This is a genomic window from Vibrio sp. 1580 (genome assembly GCF_033340055.1).
This window is the reverse complement of sequence record NZ_JAWOVT010000001.1, coordinates 25,088-41,528: the sequence shown is the minus strand read 5'-3', so window position 1 is coordinate 41,528 and position 16,441 is coordinate 25,088. Positions and strand designations below refer to the sequence as shown.

Genomic DNA, 16,441 nt, shown 5'->3' with positions numbered 1-16,441 from the left:
TCGTGCGCTTTTGTTTAAGTGCCTGTAAACATTAGGCTATGACAAATAATCCATAATAATTAGATGTTACATACCGTTGACCAGCTACCATCTGTACCCGGTTCAGCCGCTGTCCACCAGTTCGCTTGGTAAACCACACCGTTGTGGATGATCTTATCACCTTGGTTAGCGTGGCTTGGATTACCTGCCCAATCCGTTTGTGGCAGAGCTGGGTATGTCACTAAACCTGTCGTATCACACGTACCTGGTTCAGTGGTACCACCACCCGTGCCCGCATTGAGATCACCAATTGGTAGATCTGGCTGTTCAAACTTAAACGCAAACTCTTTACCACCAGAAATCACTGAGTAGTTAGCCGGACCAGAGATTGGTAGGTAGTAAACCATATCAAGCTCGTAAGTGCCGCCCGCAGGCAAGTCTTTCCATGCTGGTAGAGAGAACGACACACGGTGCATTACGCCATCTAAGCCACCAATGTTGTTTGCTCGAGTATGTCCAGAAGCAATCACTTTCAAACCACCACCTGATTGGTCTTTCGCGTTGTCCGGCGCAGATACTGGGATATCGAATTGGAATTCAGTACCGCCAGGGATCGCTTGACCAGTGTTATTTGTAAACGTGATTTTTGGGTTAATTGGGTAGTTTTGGTCGCCAACTTTGAAACCGCCAACACTAACAGTAATGTCTACTGCTTCAGTTGGTGTTGGACCAGTCGCTACTTTGTTACCGTAAGGCGTCGCAGACTTAAACTTGTCGTAGATAGCTTTGGTCATAGTGTTACCCATGTGGTATTCACCATTACCCGCCGCACAAGCTTGTTCAGTTGCATCTACTTCCGTACGATTACCATTTGCATCCAGTACGTAACAGTTGTAGTCACCGGCTAGTTCCCAGAACATGATACCGCCGATCTCTTTATCGATAACGTAATCGGCTTTCACCTCGATAGAAGCTTTATCTTCCGTAGATAGGAATACGCTCTTCTCCGCGTTCCACAACCAAGGTGCTACAGCAACGCTATCGTAATGACGAGTATAAGTACCAACAAACTTATCTGAAGGATCATTAACTGGGTCAAGACCGTAAGCAGCTGCGTAAGAGCCCCATATACCGTTTTCTAGGTTCTTAGCATGCCACATTGGGTTAGAACCAGCGCCCATTTCGTTTCCTTTAGGGTCGGTATCATGCCACATGTTGTCGATACCAATAGCGCCGTGACCACAGTTGTTCTTCTCACCTTCACCTGTGCCCGGTTGGCACTCTGCTTGGTTTGGTAGTGCCGCTCGGCCCCAAAGGCCATTTTCACCACCAGTAACACCTTGCCAACCACGGGTGTAGTAAGGAACACCAATGTTAATACGACCTGCTGGCATAGAACCACGGAAGTAATGGTAAGCCCAGTCTGTGTTCAAGTAACCGATACCACCGTATGCAGCAGTGCCGTATACGTTCCACTGCGCTAGCTCAGAGTCTTTACCTGTATCGAATAAAGCCGCGTTATGACCAACGTGATCATTCCAAGCCCCATGCAAGTCGTAAGACATGATGTTTACGTAGTCTAGGTACTTAGTTACATCGAAGGTTTCCATCCCACGTAGCAAGTAACCTGAAGATGGTGCTGCGATAGTCAGCATATAATGAATACCATCTTGCGCGGATGCCGCATCAAGTTTCTCACGCAATACTTTCATCAGCTCTTGGTAAGACGCCCATAAATACTGACGACGTGGTTCCATGAAGTCTTTGTCGTAAGGGTTACCAGCACCAGCCATTGACGTCGGGTATTCATAGTCGATATCCAGACCATCGAACTTGTACTGACGCATCATTTCAACGGCAGAAGTTGCGAACTTCTCAATACCAGCATGATTAATAGAACCGTCCGCATTCGTCGTCATGGTGTAGAAGCCACCATCAGCTACACGATCGCCGTTCGTATCGAAGTGACCGCCCGTTTCAGCCCAACCACCAATCGAGATTAGCGTTTTAACATCATGTTTTTGCTTGTAAGTTGCTAGTGCACCAAAATGACCTTTAAAACCAAGAGCGGGATCTACCTCAACGCCTGGCCAAGTTTTACCTGTAGCAGGGTTGTTAGGATCATTTACGTCGCCAACGTTTACTTTGCCGTCAGAACCAATGCTCACAAACGCGTAGTTAATGTGAGTAAGTTGTTCCCAAGGAATGTCTTTAACAAGGTAAGTCGATTGTGGGTCGTCACCTGATCGCCAACTGGTGAAGTAGCCGATTACACGACGTGGGTGATCAGCCCCCATTTTCTCACGGCCTTCTTCGTCATAAATAGAACAGTAAGGAACATCTACACCCGTTGTTTGATAAAGACCATCAGGACGACAATTAGATGTCACTACGCCGCCGTTTACTGTTAACGTCGCAATTGCAGAATCTGCTGTTGCTCCAGCATCATCGGTTGCTCTCGCATAAACACTTAATGAGCCAGCTTGTGAAGGGGTTACATCCAGCGTGTATGGCGCTGTTGTAGCAGTGCCAGCAAGCACACCTGCAACATAAAAATCAACTTTAGCAACGGTACCATCCGCATCCGTAGCATTTGCAGTCAGTGTTACGGAACCACCCAGGTCAATAGAGCTCGCAGAAAGCGCGACATCCACTGTCGGCGCTTCGTTACCAGGTTGCGCTGATGCCACAGTTAACGTCACAACACTTGCCGTACTAACGGCACCTGCATCGTCATAGGCCTTGGTAGAGAACTCGTGCTGTCCTTCAGTTGCTGTCCACGATGCAGCATACGGCGCAGACGTTGCCTGACCAACTAATACACCATCAACAAAGAACTCTACTTTGCTAACAGTCCCATCAGTATCTGCCGCATCTGCAGCTAGGTTAACAACATCACCCGCAGTCACAGAAGCCGACGCAGAAGGCGATGTCAGAGTAACCGTCGGGACTTCATTCTGAGGTGGATCAACCGGTCCAGTGCCATCACAAGCGCCAAGTGTTTCCCACTCGCCCCACTCACCAGATTGCGCTGGATTGTTGTTTTGCGTCCAGTAACGCGCTTTATAAGCATTACCTTCATGCTGAACTTGGTCGCCACCGTTATAAACTTTTGATGATTGCCAAGTTTCTAGAGGGGCACAGTCAACTGCTGCGTAGCTATTGAAGGCCATAAGACAAGAAGCGGTGAGTGTGCTTAGTGTGAACACGTTTTTCACTGCGTTGCCGTTTTTAAGGTGCATAATCGCTCTTCCTTAAGTTATTGTTAAAACAATACTAAATGCGCTAAACGAAGCGCATCTATACTTTTATTTCGACGTAAAATAACTTAAGTACAAGTTGGTGATTTCACACTATCTATTTACGAGTTTTCCACACCGCCTCGCAACAATCCACTAAATGATTGCAACAACGTACCTATTATTTGGCACCAGTAACTAATTTTATAACTCAAATAAATATGTCACTCGCAAATTAATAAAAAAGGTAAAAAAAGTCGCCATTTTGAAATAAAGATCACTAAGCCTTTGTTGACCTTGGCGTTTCATTAAAATGCCGCTTGTACTCGCGACTAAACTGTGATGGGCTCGTGTACCCGACCATTCTCGCTGCATCATTAACACGTCTCCCCTCTAACTGGATCAATTCGCGCGCTTTGTTAAGTCGAACTTTCTTAATATATTGCAGCGGAGATTCAAGCGTGACATTGCGAAATGCTTGATGGAAAGCAGACACACTCATGTTGGCTTCTTCAGCCAATGCTTGTACGTTCAACTGTTCATGATACGCTTGATGTACACGATTTAGTGCTTTAGCGACCCTCGCGTAAGAACCTTCTTGATGTGCTAGGTCAAATAAAACATACCCCTCTTTGCTCACCAAAGTACGATACACAATTTCCTCAAGAAGCAGCTCGCCAAGCATGATGACATCAAGCTCGTTACACATTGCTTTCATTAACCGCTTGCACGCATCCAACATACCTTCATTCATACGTACCGACTTAAGGCCGCAACGGGTAGCATCCAGACACTTATTACTGAATTTCTCAGCCTCTAATTTTTTAACGAGTTTATGAAGAAGCGTTGGCGAAATATCTATCGAAATGCCAAGTAAAGGCTCATTGTTTGTCGCAAACGCTTCGCACTCTAGTGGCATGGGAACCCCGACAACAAGGTAATCATCGGGCCCATATTGCACTGGTGTATCACCAATATGAATATTCTTATGCCCTTGACCCAATACGATGATGCCGGACTGATAGACAAACGGCTGGCGATGATTCCCTTTGCTACTGCGATAAAACCATACGCCATCTATCGCTGTTTTCTTCATACCTTCTAGCTCATGCAGCCCCTGCTTTTCAACATATTGCTGCATGATATCTGCGAGATTGTGCATTAGAGCGCTCCATCAATGACCAACGAGTTTGGTCTCTATTATCGTTTCGAGCACTATACTTCCTCTCGACTTTAACTTTCTAGCTCAAGAGCATTAATTTTGTAGAAATAGGCAAATTATTTGCAGAAATCGACCTGTTAACCATCGTTAATCAGGACTAATATGCATGTATTCAATCTCCTTCACTGGAAGCAAGAGGGCTAATAATGAACTTTTCTTATGTAAACCCAACCAAGATTTTCTTTGGTCAAAAACAAATCGCAGCAATCAAAGAAGCTATCCCATCCGAGCAAAAAGTTTTAGTGGTATACGGTGGTGGCTCCATCAAAAAAAATGGCGTGTACGACCAAGTAGCAGAAGCTCTTGAGGGACATGAATGGCTAGAGTTTTCAGGTGTTGAACCAAACCCAACCAAAGAAACACTCGATAAAGCAGTCGCAATGGTAAAAGAGCATGGCGTTGACTTTATTTTAGCGGTAGGTGGTGGTTCAGTCATCGATGGCTCCAAATACGTAGCAGCGGCATCAAAGTATGATGGTGATGGTTGGGATATCATGATTGGTAAGCACCAAGTCACTGAAGCGACGCCTCTAGCTGCAATTTTGACATTGCCAGCAACAGGCTCAGAGTCAAACATGGGCGCAGTTATCACTAAAAAAGAAACTCAAGACAAACTTCCGTTCATGTCTCCAGCAGTGCAGCCAAAATTTGCCGTGTTAGACCCAGATGTAATGAAAACACTGCCAGAACGCCAGCTTATCAACGGCATTGTTGACGCATGGGTGCACGTATGTGAGCAATACTTGACGCTTCCTACCGGTGCAATGGTTCAAGATGGTTACGCAGAAACACTGCTGAAAACTTTAAAAACACTCGGAGAACAGTTTGCGGAACGAGACGACGATATGTGGCGCGCAAACTTAATGTGGTCTGCTAACCAAGCATTGAATGGGTTAATTGGTAGTGGCGTTCCACAAGACTGGGCGACACATATGATCGGCCATGAATTAACCGCTCTATGGGGCGTTGATCATGCGCGTTCTCTTGCAATTGTCCAACCATCGTTACTTCGTAACCAAATGCAGTTTAAGCGCCCTAAGTTAGAACAAATGGGTCGCAACGTATTTGCTCTTGAAGCAGGTGAGGATTTAGCAGAGCGCACAATCGAAGCTATCGAAGCGTTTTATCATCAACTTGATGTCGCAACTAAGCTCGAAAACTATGGTGAGAGCCGTGAACAAGCTATCGATGCCATCATTGATCAACTAAACAAACACGGCATGACTGTTTTAGGTGAAAACCAGGCGATCACACTTGAACGTAGCCGAGAAATCTTAGAGTTAGCTGTCTCATAACTGCAACAATTCTTCACTGCCCTTCCTAGGGTTTAACGGTATTGTGACTTAACAGTCACAATACCGTTTTTTTATGCTATTTTGTAAGCCACATCACGTTCAAAACGAGGAGGCTTCTAAAAACAACGATTCCCTCCAGACAAAAAATCGGCCGTGTTGGTTAGTAAAGAGACAACTGTCCAGCTTTACACAAATAAAAATAATTGAGATCAAAGAACGAGTTAACTCGTTAATTAAGTTTTGATTTGTTGTAGTGATGTACTACATAATTTTGTCTGTTCGAGAAAACACTTTATGTGGCTAGTTGTTGTCGTATTAGCATTCATACATATCATCAGTATCCGTAAAGGCTCTAAATGGCTCTTTTACGTTTCTAAACCATTACCAGTGCTCTGTATGCTTGGTATTTTAATTCAGTCCCCGGCTTACCCAATGCCATATGCGCATTGGATTTTGATTGGCTTATCGCTCTCGTTGCTTGGTGACGTGTTATTAATGCTCCCTAGAGACAAGTTCATTACAGGATTAGTGCTCTTTTGCTCTGCCCATCTCTCCTATAGTTATGGTTTTGCCATCATGTCAGCGTGGCATTTTACACCTTGGCTCCCAATTGCCTTGTTCGGACTCGGTATATGCGTCTACTGGTTGTTCCGACCGGATCTCGGTAAAGAAAAACGGCCAGTTGCTAGTTATATATTGGTACTGATGACTATGTGCTGGGCTTCGATCGAGTATTATTTGAGTGGGAAAACACAATCCTCCTCTTTTGCAGTGCTCGGAAGCTTTATCTTTATTATCTCTGGCATCGTATTGGCTTTCGAACGCTTTGGAGGACGGTCAATATTTTCACGACAAGTTGTCATGGTGACCTACTATTCTGCACAGACACTAATGGTTATGTCTGTTGTTGCGATTGTTGTTCGTTATCCGTATCTCGTTGAACTGAGTTAGTCATACTCTAGACTCTAGACTGCACCAACATTAAAGAAACATGGATGTATCTTGTAAGCGATCTGAATAGAGTCTTAAAATCATCGCCTAAACATTAGCTTATTCTTAATGAAATTACGCGCACAACTTGCTATTGTAAAAGGATATTTTTCCGTTATAGCGTGCCCCTTTGAAAGAGAATACTCCCGTCGTTGAGTTTAGCGACGTAAATAAGTGGTATGGCGATTACCACGCTCTAAAAGACATCAACTTCTCCGTGCATTCTGGCGAGATCGTCGTGGTGTGTGGCCCTTCAGGTTCCGGAAAATCAACGCTCATTCGTTGCATCAATCATCTTGAATCGATTCAAGAAGGCCAGCTTCATGTGTTCGACCAGCCTTCTCACGCAAAATCTCTCAAGCCCGGTAAAATCGGCATGGTGTTCCAACACTTTCACCTTTTTCCTCATTTGACTGTACTGGAAAACCTCACCTTAGCGCCGATTCGCACACACAAATTATCAAAACAAGAAGCTGAAAAACGCGCAAGACATTACCTAAAGCGAGTCAATATTGAAGAGCAAGCGAGTAAGTATCCTATCCAGCTTTCTGGCGGTCAGCAGCAACGCGTCGCGATTGCCCGCTCCTTGTGTATGGAACCGGATTTACTCCTGTTTGACGAGCCAACTTCAGCGCTTGATCCGGAAATGATCAACGAAGTGTTGGATGTCATGGTTGAGCTGGCTCAAAGCGGAATGACGATGATTTGCGTCACACATGAAATGGGATTTGCCAAAAAAGTAGCGAACCGCGTGGTATTTATGGACGAAGGCCAAATCGTGGAAATGAACTCTCCAGTCGCCTTATTTGAGACACCACAGCATCCACGAACCCAAGCATTTTTGAACCAAATTTTAAGTTACTGATGATAGTTCGCGTAATCAAACCTGTCCTTCAAGCTTTACTGCAAATGACGCTCCTCTTCATCGCGATTGTGTGGGTGTTGGACTCTGGTGCCGACGCTATGGGCTATCAATGGCAATGGGAGCGCGTACCTGATTACATCGCTTTTTATGAAGATGGCGAATGGTGGCCGGCAGAACTTATTGATGGGCTATTGGTCACGCTTAACATCTCGGCTATTAGTCTATTTTTTACCTTAGTATTAGGGTTGGTTACCGCGTTACTAAGGCTTAGCGATTCGAAAGTCGGCAATGTTATTGGTACCACTTATGTCGAAGTAATACGTAACACGCCGTTGTTGGTGCAAATCTATTTACTCTACTTCGTGTTTGGCCCCGTGATTGGTTTGGACCGATTCAGTACCGCCGTTTTGGCATTATCCCTTTTCCAAGGTGCCTACACCGCGGAAATATTCCGTGCAGGTTTAAACAGTATTCCTAAAGGGCAATTCGAAGCAGCACAAACTCTTGGAATATCAACGCTTTACACCTACAAAGACGTAATTTTGCCTCAGGTTTTACAGCGCACATTACCGCCATTAACCAATGAAGTGGTTTCTTTGATCAAAAACTCTTCCATTGTAAGCGTGATGGCGATTTTTGATCTAACAACACAGGCACGCAACATCGTCTCAGAGACGGCGATGCCGTTCGAAATTTGGTTTACCGTGGCAGCAATTTATCTTGCTCTCACTCTTTCACTTTCTGGCTTGTCTGCAAGGCTAGAACACAAACTCGGAGCCAGTTGGCGCAAATTATAAGGAGATAACATGAAGTTATTCAAAGCGACCATTACTGCATTATTAGGGCTAGCCATCGCTATGCCTACAATCGCGAAAGAAGATGTCGCCACACCCAATGTAGATCAAATCAAAGAACGAGGCACTTTGCGCGTTGGTATGTCAACATTTGTACCTTGGGCAATGCGTAACAAGCAAGGTGAGTTAATCGGTTTTGAAATCGATGTTGCCAAACGCTTAGCACAAGATTCAGGTTTGAAAGTGGAATTCGTACCGACTGCGTGGGATGGCATTATTCCCGCACTACTGGCGAAAAAGTTCGACGTGATCATCGGTGGCATGTCGGTTACGCCTGAGCGTTCCAAAAGCGTCTTGTTTACTGAGCCCTACTCGCACTCAGGCGTTCAAGTAGCAGCAAACAAAGAACTCGCCTCTGGTTTTAGCGAATTTTCGGATTTTGACTCACGACGCGTAAAAATTGCGGCTCGTCGCGGCGCATTCACCGTTCAAGTAGCCAGAGAAACCTTCCCGAAAGCGAAGATCCTGCAATTTGATGACGACGCGCAAGCGTTCCAAGAGGTGCTGAATGGTAACGCCCACGCGGTCATTGCTTCTAGCCCAAAACCAGAACATGAGACAGTGAAACACAGCGACAAACTATTCCTTCCATTCTCTGAGCGACTATCACAAGGTAACGAAGCCTTTGCAGTTCGCTTGGGGGAAGAAGATAAAAAGGCCTTTTTCAATAAATGGATTGAAGCAAGAACCCAAGATGGATGGTTAAAACAACGTTATGAATACTGGTTCTCGACATTAGATTGGCAAGATCAAGTCGCGCAAGGCCAGTAATCTAAATGGCTCGTGGACGCCGCGAGCCTATACTCTCCAATCATCCATTTTACTTTTCCATAACTTATCGGAGTCAAATTTTTGGGCGAACACACTACCACTCGCACAGCACCCGCGAAATCCAGCACAGGCTACCTTTTACCGCAATTAAACACACTAGACTGGGTACTACTTGTTATGTGCGGTATCGGTGGTGTTTGGCTGTACCATCGGTCCGCTGTTGGTGTGCATTATTTGTGGCAGTGGAAAGAGGCGCTTGAATTACTTTTCACGCCTAGAGCAGATGGTGGTTTGCCCTACTTCTTCCAAGGTTTGATTTCGACGTTAAGGCTCAGTATTTGGGGCATCAGCTTCGCATTAGTGTTTGGCACTTTGTTAGGCTTAGCACGCTTCTCTCGTTCCGTTTGGTTGCGCACACCTGCCAATGCGTTTATCCAGTTAGTGAGAAACATCCCTCCGTTGGTGTTTGTTTTTATTTTCTACTTTTTCATTTCTAACCAATTGATCCCGTTACTCGGTTTGGAAGATCTTCTACGAAACTACAACGGCGAACCAAATGCGCTACAGCGCTTTCTGTTTGGGCCTTCTAACCTTTGGGAAAACCTTGCCTCTGGCGTGTTATGCGTCGGCTTACTCTCTTCTGCCTACATTGCAGAAGTTGTGCGCGGTGGTTTACAAAGTATCGACCAAGGTCAGTGGGAAGCGGCTGACTCATTGGGCTTGTCTCGATGGGTGAAATACCGATTTGTTATCGCGCCACAGGTGCTTAAATCAATAACACCTGCACTTGCCGGTCAAACCATCTCTTTGGTGAAAGACACCTCTATTGTTTCACTGATTTCGATACAAGAAATGACGTTTGTTGGGACAGAGATGGCAAATTCATCAGGGTATATATTTGAAATTTGGTTGATTGTCGGCCTCGCTTACTTCTTAATTTGTTTTGGTCTGTCACTTATTTTTCGCCATATTGAAGCAAAATCGGAAGCCATTTCAAATTAACTCAACCGCATATGTAATTAGGCACATTTGATTCTTCAAATCAGAATTGCACCCTGTTACATTGGCAAGATGCTAAATTTTCGGCGTTTTTCATGGAGTTAAAGAATCAATCCGACTACGAGCGATACATAAAACAAGATAATCTTGGTGAATATTACGTAGTTCTCAATCAATTCACTTTTCACAGTGTTTATCAGCCAATTTTTGATAGACGCCAACGTATTATTGGTATGGAAGCCTTACTGCGTATTCGTGGCATTGATGGTTCCCTAATTCGTCCTGACGTGTTTCTGGCCAATAATGGTCTTGATCCCTACTTTCGCTTATGTGTAGAGTTTTTATCCAGAGCAATGCACATTCGAAATTTTGCACGCTATTTCGCAGGGACACCGATCAAACTGTTTCTTAACGTCATGCCTCAAACGCTACTCACGCTAACCAAAGACATGGGCTTTAAAGATAACGGCCTGCTTTACAAACGCCTTTCCGAACTTGGTATGAGCCCATCAGACGTAGTTTTTGAAGTAGTCGAAGAGTCATGCGGAAATACGGATTTATTAATCAAAGCCGTACAGTTAATGAAAGCGAATGGTTTTATCTTTGCTATCGATGATTTTGGCGCCCAACATTCTGATATCGCACGTGTTCAGCAGCTCTGCCCTGACATCATCAAAATCGATCGTTCCTATTTGCTAGACTACTGCGCCGGAGAAACCTTTTCCATACATAGCGCCGTTGATCTAGCGGATCATATGGGAGCAAAAGTCATTATAGAAGGGGTTGAAGAAGACGTGCAGCTACAAGCTATGTATCAACTTAATTTGGATTATTACCAAGGCTTTTACTTAGGAAAGCCTTGCGCCATTCATCACTGGACAGATAGCCTAAACATCGAGACGACAGTGCATTAACACTGCCCACTTACAGCACAGTGAAACCAAAAAAGCGCCGATATAATATGCTCGGCGCTTTTTAGTTTTACTCAGATGTCACTTATTTAGTTAAGCGTTCATTTCCCTAGAAAAAATCAATAGAATTACGACCGCTCTTCGGATCACGAGTGGCTTGCGGTTTGTCTTCTTTTTTGCCTTTCTTAGCAGACTGAGACAACGCTTCTTTCTGCGCTTTACGCTCTTTATGTGCTGCTTTACGGCCTGTTGATTTAGGCCCAGAGGCTTTAGGTGACTTACTTTGACGAGACTTATCTTTACGAGAAGACTGCGCTTCTTTTTTCGCTTTCTTTTCTGCTTTTTGCTCTGCCGTTTCAGGTTCGGTTACTGGCGCATCGCAAACCACAACATAATATTCCTGGTTAAACTCAAAAAAGTCACCATCATACATCTTGCGGCGCTTACGTGTTTCTAGTTCACCATTCACCGCGACGTAGCCTTCCTCGATGATATGTTTTGCTTCGCCGCCACCGCTGACCAAGTTTGCGATTTTAAAAAGCTTGTATAGTTCGATTGGATGCGCATCAACATCGATGCCAATCGCTTCGATCTCAATCTCTTCGCCTTCTAAATACTCTTCGTGGTCGTAATCTTGGGTCATGTTACTTACTCTTACTATTTGATGCCCTGAAGTTTAAACGCAATGCTTAAAAATAGAAACCTCTGCCGATGTTCAATCACCGATTCGCCTTGGCGTTTGAGCACCTCTTAACCCATTTAACTTGTCGCTCGTTAGCTTGTATCTCGATGCGTAGCTCAAACGAAGCTGCAATTACGCAACCTGAAGGTATATACTCTCTAAGTTATTGTTGAAAAGAGCGAATACTTTGTCTCAACCAAGTAGAATTACCTTTGTCACTGCGAACTTGTTTAATTTTGTCGCACCGCCTAACGCCTACTATGATTTCGAGAACATATACTCGTTAGAGCAATGGCGAGACAAACTTTCGTGGACGCAACGTCAAGTTGAAAAACTGGAAGGCGACGTGATTGGCTTACAAGAAGTGTTCAGTATCGAGAAGACCCAGGAATTTTTTTCAACCATCGGCTACCCCTACTTTGCGACCGTTGACACCCCACATGTTGAAGATGAGTACATTTACTCAAGCCCTGTTGTGGCAATCGCATCTCGGTTTCCAATAGAAAAAGTACAAGCGGTAGAGTTTGACTTAGCAACGCTTGAGCCTTTTGGAGTAAGTGTTGTTCCAGAGTTCAGTCGCAAACCTATCTATGCCCAAGTAATACATCCTGTACTTGGTCATATCGCCGTTTACGTAACGCACCTGAAATCTCAACGCCCGGCCGACTCAGAACAACCAGAAACGTCTAGCACGATTATTGGGCGCTGGTTATCCACCCAGCAAAGAGGCTGGGAAGCAGCGATGTTAAGAGACGCGATGCAAAAGAGGTATCGAAAAGAACCAATGCCGACAGTGTTAATGGGCGATATGAATCAACCTATCACTCCTATCAGCGTTAACAGCGCATTGGTATCCAACACTGGTGACAGTGTCACTGAATTACAACTCAAAGATGGTTGGATATTGCAAAGTGACGCTCAGAAGGATGAACGCCCCGCCACGCACTATCATTTTTCCACTGGGAACGTACTCGACTATATCTTGCTCTCACAAGAGTTTGACACCTTATCAGATATATCGGTTGCCGAGGTTGTTGACTATCAGGTGTCTAACCAACATCTGATCAACCCGATTTATGACAGAGATAAAAACGCCAGCGACCACGCATTTGTGGCGCTGACGGCTGAAGTAAAGCTTTGAGCAACCTATTTAGTTACTTAGTGACGTTTCACAATTTTACGCGGGATAAGTTCTACGCCAGGCTTGTAACGCTTAGCGGAAGCATTGAGTGCTAACTCCATTGCGCTGTCCGCGATCAACTCAAACTGTTGAGGCAAAGAGTTGATTTTCACAGGCAAAAAGTCCAACAGTCGATTATCACCAAATGTCGCTAAACGCACCTTTCCCATCAGTTCTGGTTTTTCTAGCATTACATCCAACACACCTTCTAACAGTGTGTATGACGTTGTAACAATGGCATCTGGCAATGCGTTCTCTGCTAACCATCTCTCTAAGACTTTCTTGCCTTCTTCCCGGGAGAAGTGTTGTCCATAACCCACTGTTGCCGTTTTACCACCTTGTTGAGAAGCAGATAGAAAACCAAGCTCACGCTCTTTTGAGACTTGAAGATCTTGCAATGCACCGATTAAGCCAATGGACTTAATATCCTCTGACAGTACTGACTGAGTGAGTTCAAGTGCGGCATCAAAATCTTCGCTGATGACACAACAAAAGTGCTCATCATCCATTGGACGGTCTAGCGCGATAACTGGCGTACCAGAATTTTGTAACTTAAGGTAATACTCGTTTGCAGTGGGCATACCACTTGCCACAAACAACGCATCAATGCGACGACTGACTAATGCTTCCGCCACCTTTTGCTCTGTATCAGGATCATCATCAGAGCAGCCAATCAAAATTTGGTACCCCGCTTTCCGAGAGTTCTGCTCTATCAGCTTTGCAAGACGCGCATAACTGGTGTTCTCTAAGTCTGGGATGATAAGCCCAAATGAGCGTGAATTACCTGCCCGCAAGGAAGACGCCGCATGATCTGGCTTATAATTGTACTCATCTACAACGGCCATCACCTTTTTCTGAGTCTTCTCGCTGATGCGGTATTTCTGCGCTTTTCCGTTAATCACATAGCTTGCAGTTGTCTTAGAAACACCCGCTAATTTGGCTATTTCATCCAGTGTCATATTCTAAACCTTATTCTGTGCGCGCGATCATATTAATACATCAACGATCTTTCGATAAGTTGAATTATAAGCTGAACCGATTCAGTATAAAAGCTGAAAGGATTCAGCAAAACTTAAAAATTGACGTAAATCACCCGAACACGCAACAAACCAATTTGTGAGCTAGGCTATAGGACAGCGGCAAAGGCTCGTTTGTTAACGTCAGTTTTTAAAACAGTTTTTCTGAGTCTTTTAAAAAATTTACCAACAAGCTGAATCGATTTAGCTTGAAAGATAAAAGGTTTGAGGAGTGATAAGCGCTCAGAAGAAGCGGCGTTCAACTTCTCACACAGAATACATTTTTAAATTGATACCTTAAGGCTGGAGAAGCACCATGCTTAAGCTAAATAAGAACGACATTACCCTCTCGCAATCAGCGACAGATAAGTTTGAAGCAATAAAGAGTATTGCTCATAGCCTGACTGATAAAGGCCTAGTTGAACGCGGTTACGTTGAAGGCATGCTAAACCGTGAAAACCAAAACTCTACGTTTTTGGGGAACGGTATCGCCATCCCGCACGGTACAACCGACACTCGTGCAATGGTGAAAACAACGGGTGTTGCTGTGCATCACTTCCCACAAGGTGTCGACTGGGGTGATGGCAATACTGTGTTCGTCGCTATCGGTATCGCAGCTAAATCTGATGAACACCTTGGCATTCTTAAACAGCTCACCAAAGTGCTAGGCGCAGATGGCGTAGAAGAGCGTCTGCGTAATGCAAAAAATGAAGACGAAATCATCGCCCTACTGCACGGTGATGTTCAGCTTGAAGCAGACTTTGACGCTTCTTTAATTCAACTGATGTTCCCTGCGAGCGACATGCTACAGATGAGTGCTGTTGCAGGTGGTCTGTTGAAAAATACGGGATGTGCTGATAACGAATTCGTTGCCGATCTCGTTACCAAACAACCAACTCACTTAGGTAATGGCCTGTGGTTAATTGGCAGTGACAAACATGTCACTCGCACAGGTGTGTCATTTGTCTCGACGGCAAACGACTGCGAATATGAAGGTCAAAAAGTGCGTGCACTTTTCGCGTTCGCAGCATGTAACAATGCTCACCAACCTATCCTAAAAACGCTTTCTAATATTGTGTTTAACAATGAACACGGCAAGCTTTTAGATGCATCAGTAGAACAGATTCTTGCTTTGTTCAAAGGTGAAGAAGTCACAGCCGCATCTTCAGAAGAAGGCAATACCGCTGTATTTAAAATCAAAAACTCTCACGGCCTACATGCTCGTCCGGGGGCAATGTTAGTCGCAGAAGCGAAAAAGTTTGAATCCACTATACGTGTTGCCAACCTAGACGGAGATGGAAAAGCAGTAAACGCGAAGAGCCTAATGAAAGTTATCGCGCTGGGCGTTAAGCACGGTCACCAACTTCAATTTACAGCAGAAGGCCCTGATGCCCCGCAAGCCTTGGAGTCTATCGGAAATGCAATCGCTTCTGGCCTTGGTGAAGGTTAAGGATCCGATATGACAAACAAAACAAATAAGGTTGTCACTATTACGCTCAACCCGGCATTGGATTTAACAGGTTCAGTAAATGAACTAAACGTTGGTTCCGTGAGCTTAGTACAGCAAAGCAATCTCCACGCTGCAGGTAAAGGTGTCAACGTAGCAAAAGTGTTGAGCGATTTAGGCGCAGACGTCACGGTTACCGGCTTTCTTGGTAAAGATAACCCTGAGCTATTCCATCAGCTTTTCAATGACATCGGCGTTAAGAATGAGTTTGTAGAAGTACAAGGTGCAACTCGTATCAACGTCAAGCTCGTTGAGGCTAATGGAAACGTTAGTGACATTAACTTCCCTGGTGTTCAAGTTACGGCAGAAGAAATCGCGCGCTTTGAAGAAACCCTATTCCGCCTTGCTGAAACACACGATTACTTTGTATTGGCAGGCAGCCTACCGGGCGGTGTTACTGCAGAGCAATGCGCTGCATGGATAGAAGCACTGCATCAACAAGGCAAAAAGGTGTTGTTCGACAGTAGCAAAGCCGCATTGAAGTCAGGTATTGATGCTCACCCATGGTTAATTAAACCTAACGATGAAGAACTTGGTGATTTTGTTGGCGAACATCTAGCAACACCTGAACAGTGCCAAGCTGCAGCGCAAACACTGAGCGACAAAGGCATAGAAAACATCGTGGTTTCTATGGGACCTGACGGTGTTATGTGGCTCAACCAAGGCGAATGGCTTAGTGCAAAACCGCCTCGAATGCATGTCGTGAGCACCGTTGGCGCAGGCGATACGCTGGTCGCTGGCTTGTGTTGGGGCCACATGCAACTGATGCCTAAAAACGATTTATTGCGCTTCGCTACGGCACTTTCTGCTTTGGCAGTTAGTCAAGTTGGCGTAGGGCTAACCAGTCAGGAAGAACTGGAAAATATCAAGCGACAAACTGAAGTTAGCGCGCTTTACCCTATTACAAACTTAGAACAAAACTAAGGAACAG

At 44.8% G+C, this 16,441-nt stretch carries 14 protein-coding genes; 10 read left to right on the top strand and 4 right to left on the bottom strand.

Features of this window, described 5'->3' with window-relative positions; genetic code table 11:
* Positions 1-59 precede the first annotated feature (59 nt).
* Entirely contained in the window at positions 60-3,221 is a 3,162-nt protein-coding gene (locus R7093_RS00170; protein ID WP_053307677.1) for a chitinase C-terminal domain-containing protein, read from the bottom strand.
* Between the two features lie 277 nt (positions 3,222-3,498).
* Positions 3,499-4,380 (bottom strand): AraC family transcriptional regulator, encoded by an 882-nt coding sequence (locus R7093_RS00165; RefSeq protein ID WP_318146444.1) that lies wholly within the window; start codon positions 4,378-4,380, stop codon positions 3,499-3,501.
* Between the two features lie 206 nt (positions 4,381-4,586).
* On the opposite strand from R7093_RS00165, the gene R7093_RS00160 reads away from it, so the two are divergent.
* The 7 genes from R7093_RS00160 to R7093_RS00130 all read left to right on the top strand — a co-directional run bounded on the left by R7093_RS00160 (position 4,587) and on the right by R7093_RS00130 (position 11,128).
* Positions 4,587-5,735 (top strand): iron-containing alcohol dehydrogenase, encoded by a 1,149-nt coding sequence (locus R7093_RS00160; protein WP_213970398.1) that lies wholly within the window; start codon positions 4,587-4,589, stop codon positions 5,733-5,735.
* 294 nt (positions 5,736-6,029) lie between these two features.
* Positions 6,030-6,686, top strand: coding sequence for a lysoplasmalogenase (locus R7093_RS00155; RefSeq protein ID WP_005376394.1), 657 nt, complete (start codon positions 6,030-6,032; stop codon positions 6,684-6,686).
* A 169-nt stretch (positions 6,687-6,855) separates the two neighbouring features.
* The gene (locus tag R7093_RS00150; RefSeq protein ID WP_017820955.1) at positions 6,856-7,590 is read left to right on the top strand and encodes an amino acid ABC transporter ATP-binding protein; all 735 of its coding nucleotides are present in this window, start codon (positions 6,856-6,858) and stop codon (positions 7,588-7,590) included.
* Positions 7,590-8,387, top strand: coding sequence for an amino acid ABC transporter permease (locus tag R7093_RS00145; protein WP_132936459.1), 798 nt, complete (start codon positions 7,590-7,592; stop codon positions 8,385-8,387). The genes R7093_RS00150 and R7093_RS00145 overlap by 1 nt, the downstream gene beginning before the upstream one ends.
* Positions 8,388-8,396: 9 nt before the next feature.
* A complete protein-coding gene (locus tag R7093_RS00140; protein ID WP_086047417.1) occupies positions 8,397-9,215 on the top strand; it encodes a transporter substrate-binding domain-containing protein in 819 nt (272 codons plus the stop codon).
* A gap of 81 nt (positions 9,216-9,296) precedes the next feature.
* Positions 9,297-10,217 carry an amino acid ABC transporter permease gene (locus R7093_RS00135; protein ID WP_017820957.1) on the top strand — a complete coding sequence of 307 codons (921 nt, stop codon included), beginning with the start codon at positions 9,297-9,299 and terminating at the stop codon, positions 10,215-10,217.
* Between the two features lie 92 nt (positions 10,218-10,309).
* Complete coding sequence (locus R7093_RS00130; RefSeq protein ID WP_005386068.1) at positions 10,310-11,128, top strand: EAL domain-containing protein; 819 nt, start codon at positions 10,310-10,312, stop codon at positions 11,126-11,128.
* Positions 11,129-11,234: 106 nt separating this feature from the next.
* On the opposite strand, the gene R7093_RS00125 is transcribed toward R7093_RS00130, so the two are convergent.
* Entirely contained in the window at positions 11,235-11,768 is a 534-nt protein-coding gene (locus R7093_RS00125; RefSeq protein WP_005376400.1) for an RNA-binding S4 domain-containing protein, read from the bottom strand.
* Between the two features lie 226 nt (positions 11,769-11,994).
* Here R7093_RS00125 and R7093_RS00120 point away from each other — a divergent pair, with 226 nt between their 5' ends.
* On the top strand, positions 11,995-12,948 hold the full coding sequence (locus tag R7093_RS00120) for an endonuclease/exonuclease/phosphatase family protein (RefSeq protein ID WP_047103544.1): 954 nt from the start codon (positions 11,995-11,997) through the stop codon (positions 12,946-12,948).
* A 17-nt stretch (positions 12,949-12,965) separates the two neighbouring features.
* Here the strand turns inward: R7093_RS00120 and cra are convergent, their stop codons facing one another.
* On the bottom strand, positions 12,966-13,946 hold the full coding sequence (cra, locus tag R7093_RS00115) for a catabolite repressor/activator (RefSeq protein WP_047103541.1): 981 nt from the start codon (positions 13,944-13,946) through the stop codon (positions 12,966-12,968).
* Positions 13,947-14,319: 373 nt separating this feature from the next.
* On the opposite strand from cra, the gene fruB reads away from it, so the two are divergent.
* Both fruB and pfkB read left to right on the top strand, forming a co-directional pair.
* Positions 14,320-15,453 carry a fused PTS fructose transporter subunit IIA/HPr protein gene (gene fruB, locus R7093_RS00110; protein ID WP_047103539.1) on the top strand — a complete coding sequence of 378 codons (1,134 nt, stop codon included), beginning with the start codon at positions 14,320-14,322 and terminating at the stop codon, positions 15,451-15,453.
* 9 nt (positions 15,454-15,462) lie between these two features.
* Positions 15,463-16,434: a 1-phosphofructokinase gene (gene pfkB, locus R7093_RS00105; RefSeq protein WP_042520798.1), complete on the top strand. Its 972-nt coding sequence runs from the start codon at positions 15,463-15,465 to the stop codon at positions 16,432-16,434.
* The last annotated feature ends 7 nt before the right edge of the window (positions 16,435-16,441 follow it).

Coding starts and splice junctions, on each gene's coding strand:
- pfkB (WP_042520798.1), top strand. CDS start 15,463: ATGACAAACAAAACAAATAAGGTTGTCACTATTACGCTCAACCCGGCA.
- R7093_RS00130 (WP_005386068.1), top strand. CDS start 10,310: ATGGAGTTAAAGAATCAATCCGACTACGAGCGATACATAAAACAAGAT.
- R7093_RS00160 (WP_213970398.1), top strand. CDS start 4,587: ATGAACTTTTCTTATGTAAACCCAACCAAGATTTTCTTTGGTCAAAAA.
- R7093_RS00145 (WP_132936459.1), top strand. CDS start 7,590: ATGATAGTTCGCGTAATCAAACCTGTCCTTCAAGCTTTACTGCAAATG.
- R7093_RS00155 (WP_005376394.1), top strand. CDS start 6,030: ATGTGGCTAGTTGTTGTCGTATTAGCATTCATACATATCATCAGTATC.
- R7093_RS00140 (WP_086047417.1), top strand. CDS start 8,397: ATGAAGTTATTCAAAGCGACCATTACTGCATTATTAGGGCTAGCCATC.
- R7093_RS00125 (WP_005376400.1), bottom strand. CDS start 11,768: ATGACCCAAGATTACGACCACGAAGAGTATTTAGAAGGCGAAGAGATT.
- R7093_RS00165 (WP_318146444.1), bottom strand. CDS start 4,380: ATGCACAATCTCGCAGATATCATGCAGCAATATGTTGAAAAGCAGGGG.
- cra (WP_047103541.1), bottom strand. CDS start 13,946: ATGACACTGGATGAAATAGCCAAATTAGCGGGTGTTTCTAAGACAACT.
- R7093_RS00170 (WP_053307677.1), bottom strand. CDS start 3,221: ATGCACCTTAAAAACGGCAACGCAGTGAAAAACGTGTTCACACTAAGC.
- fruB (WP_047103539.1), top strand. CDS start 14,320: ATGCTTAAGCTAAATAAGAACGACATTACCCTCTCGCAATCAGCGACA.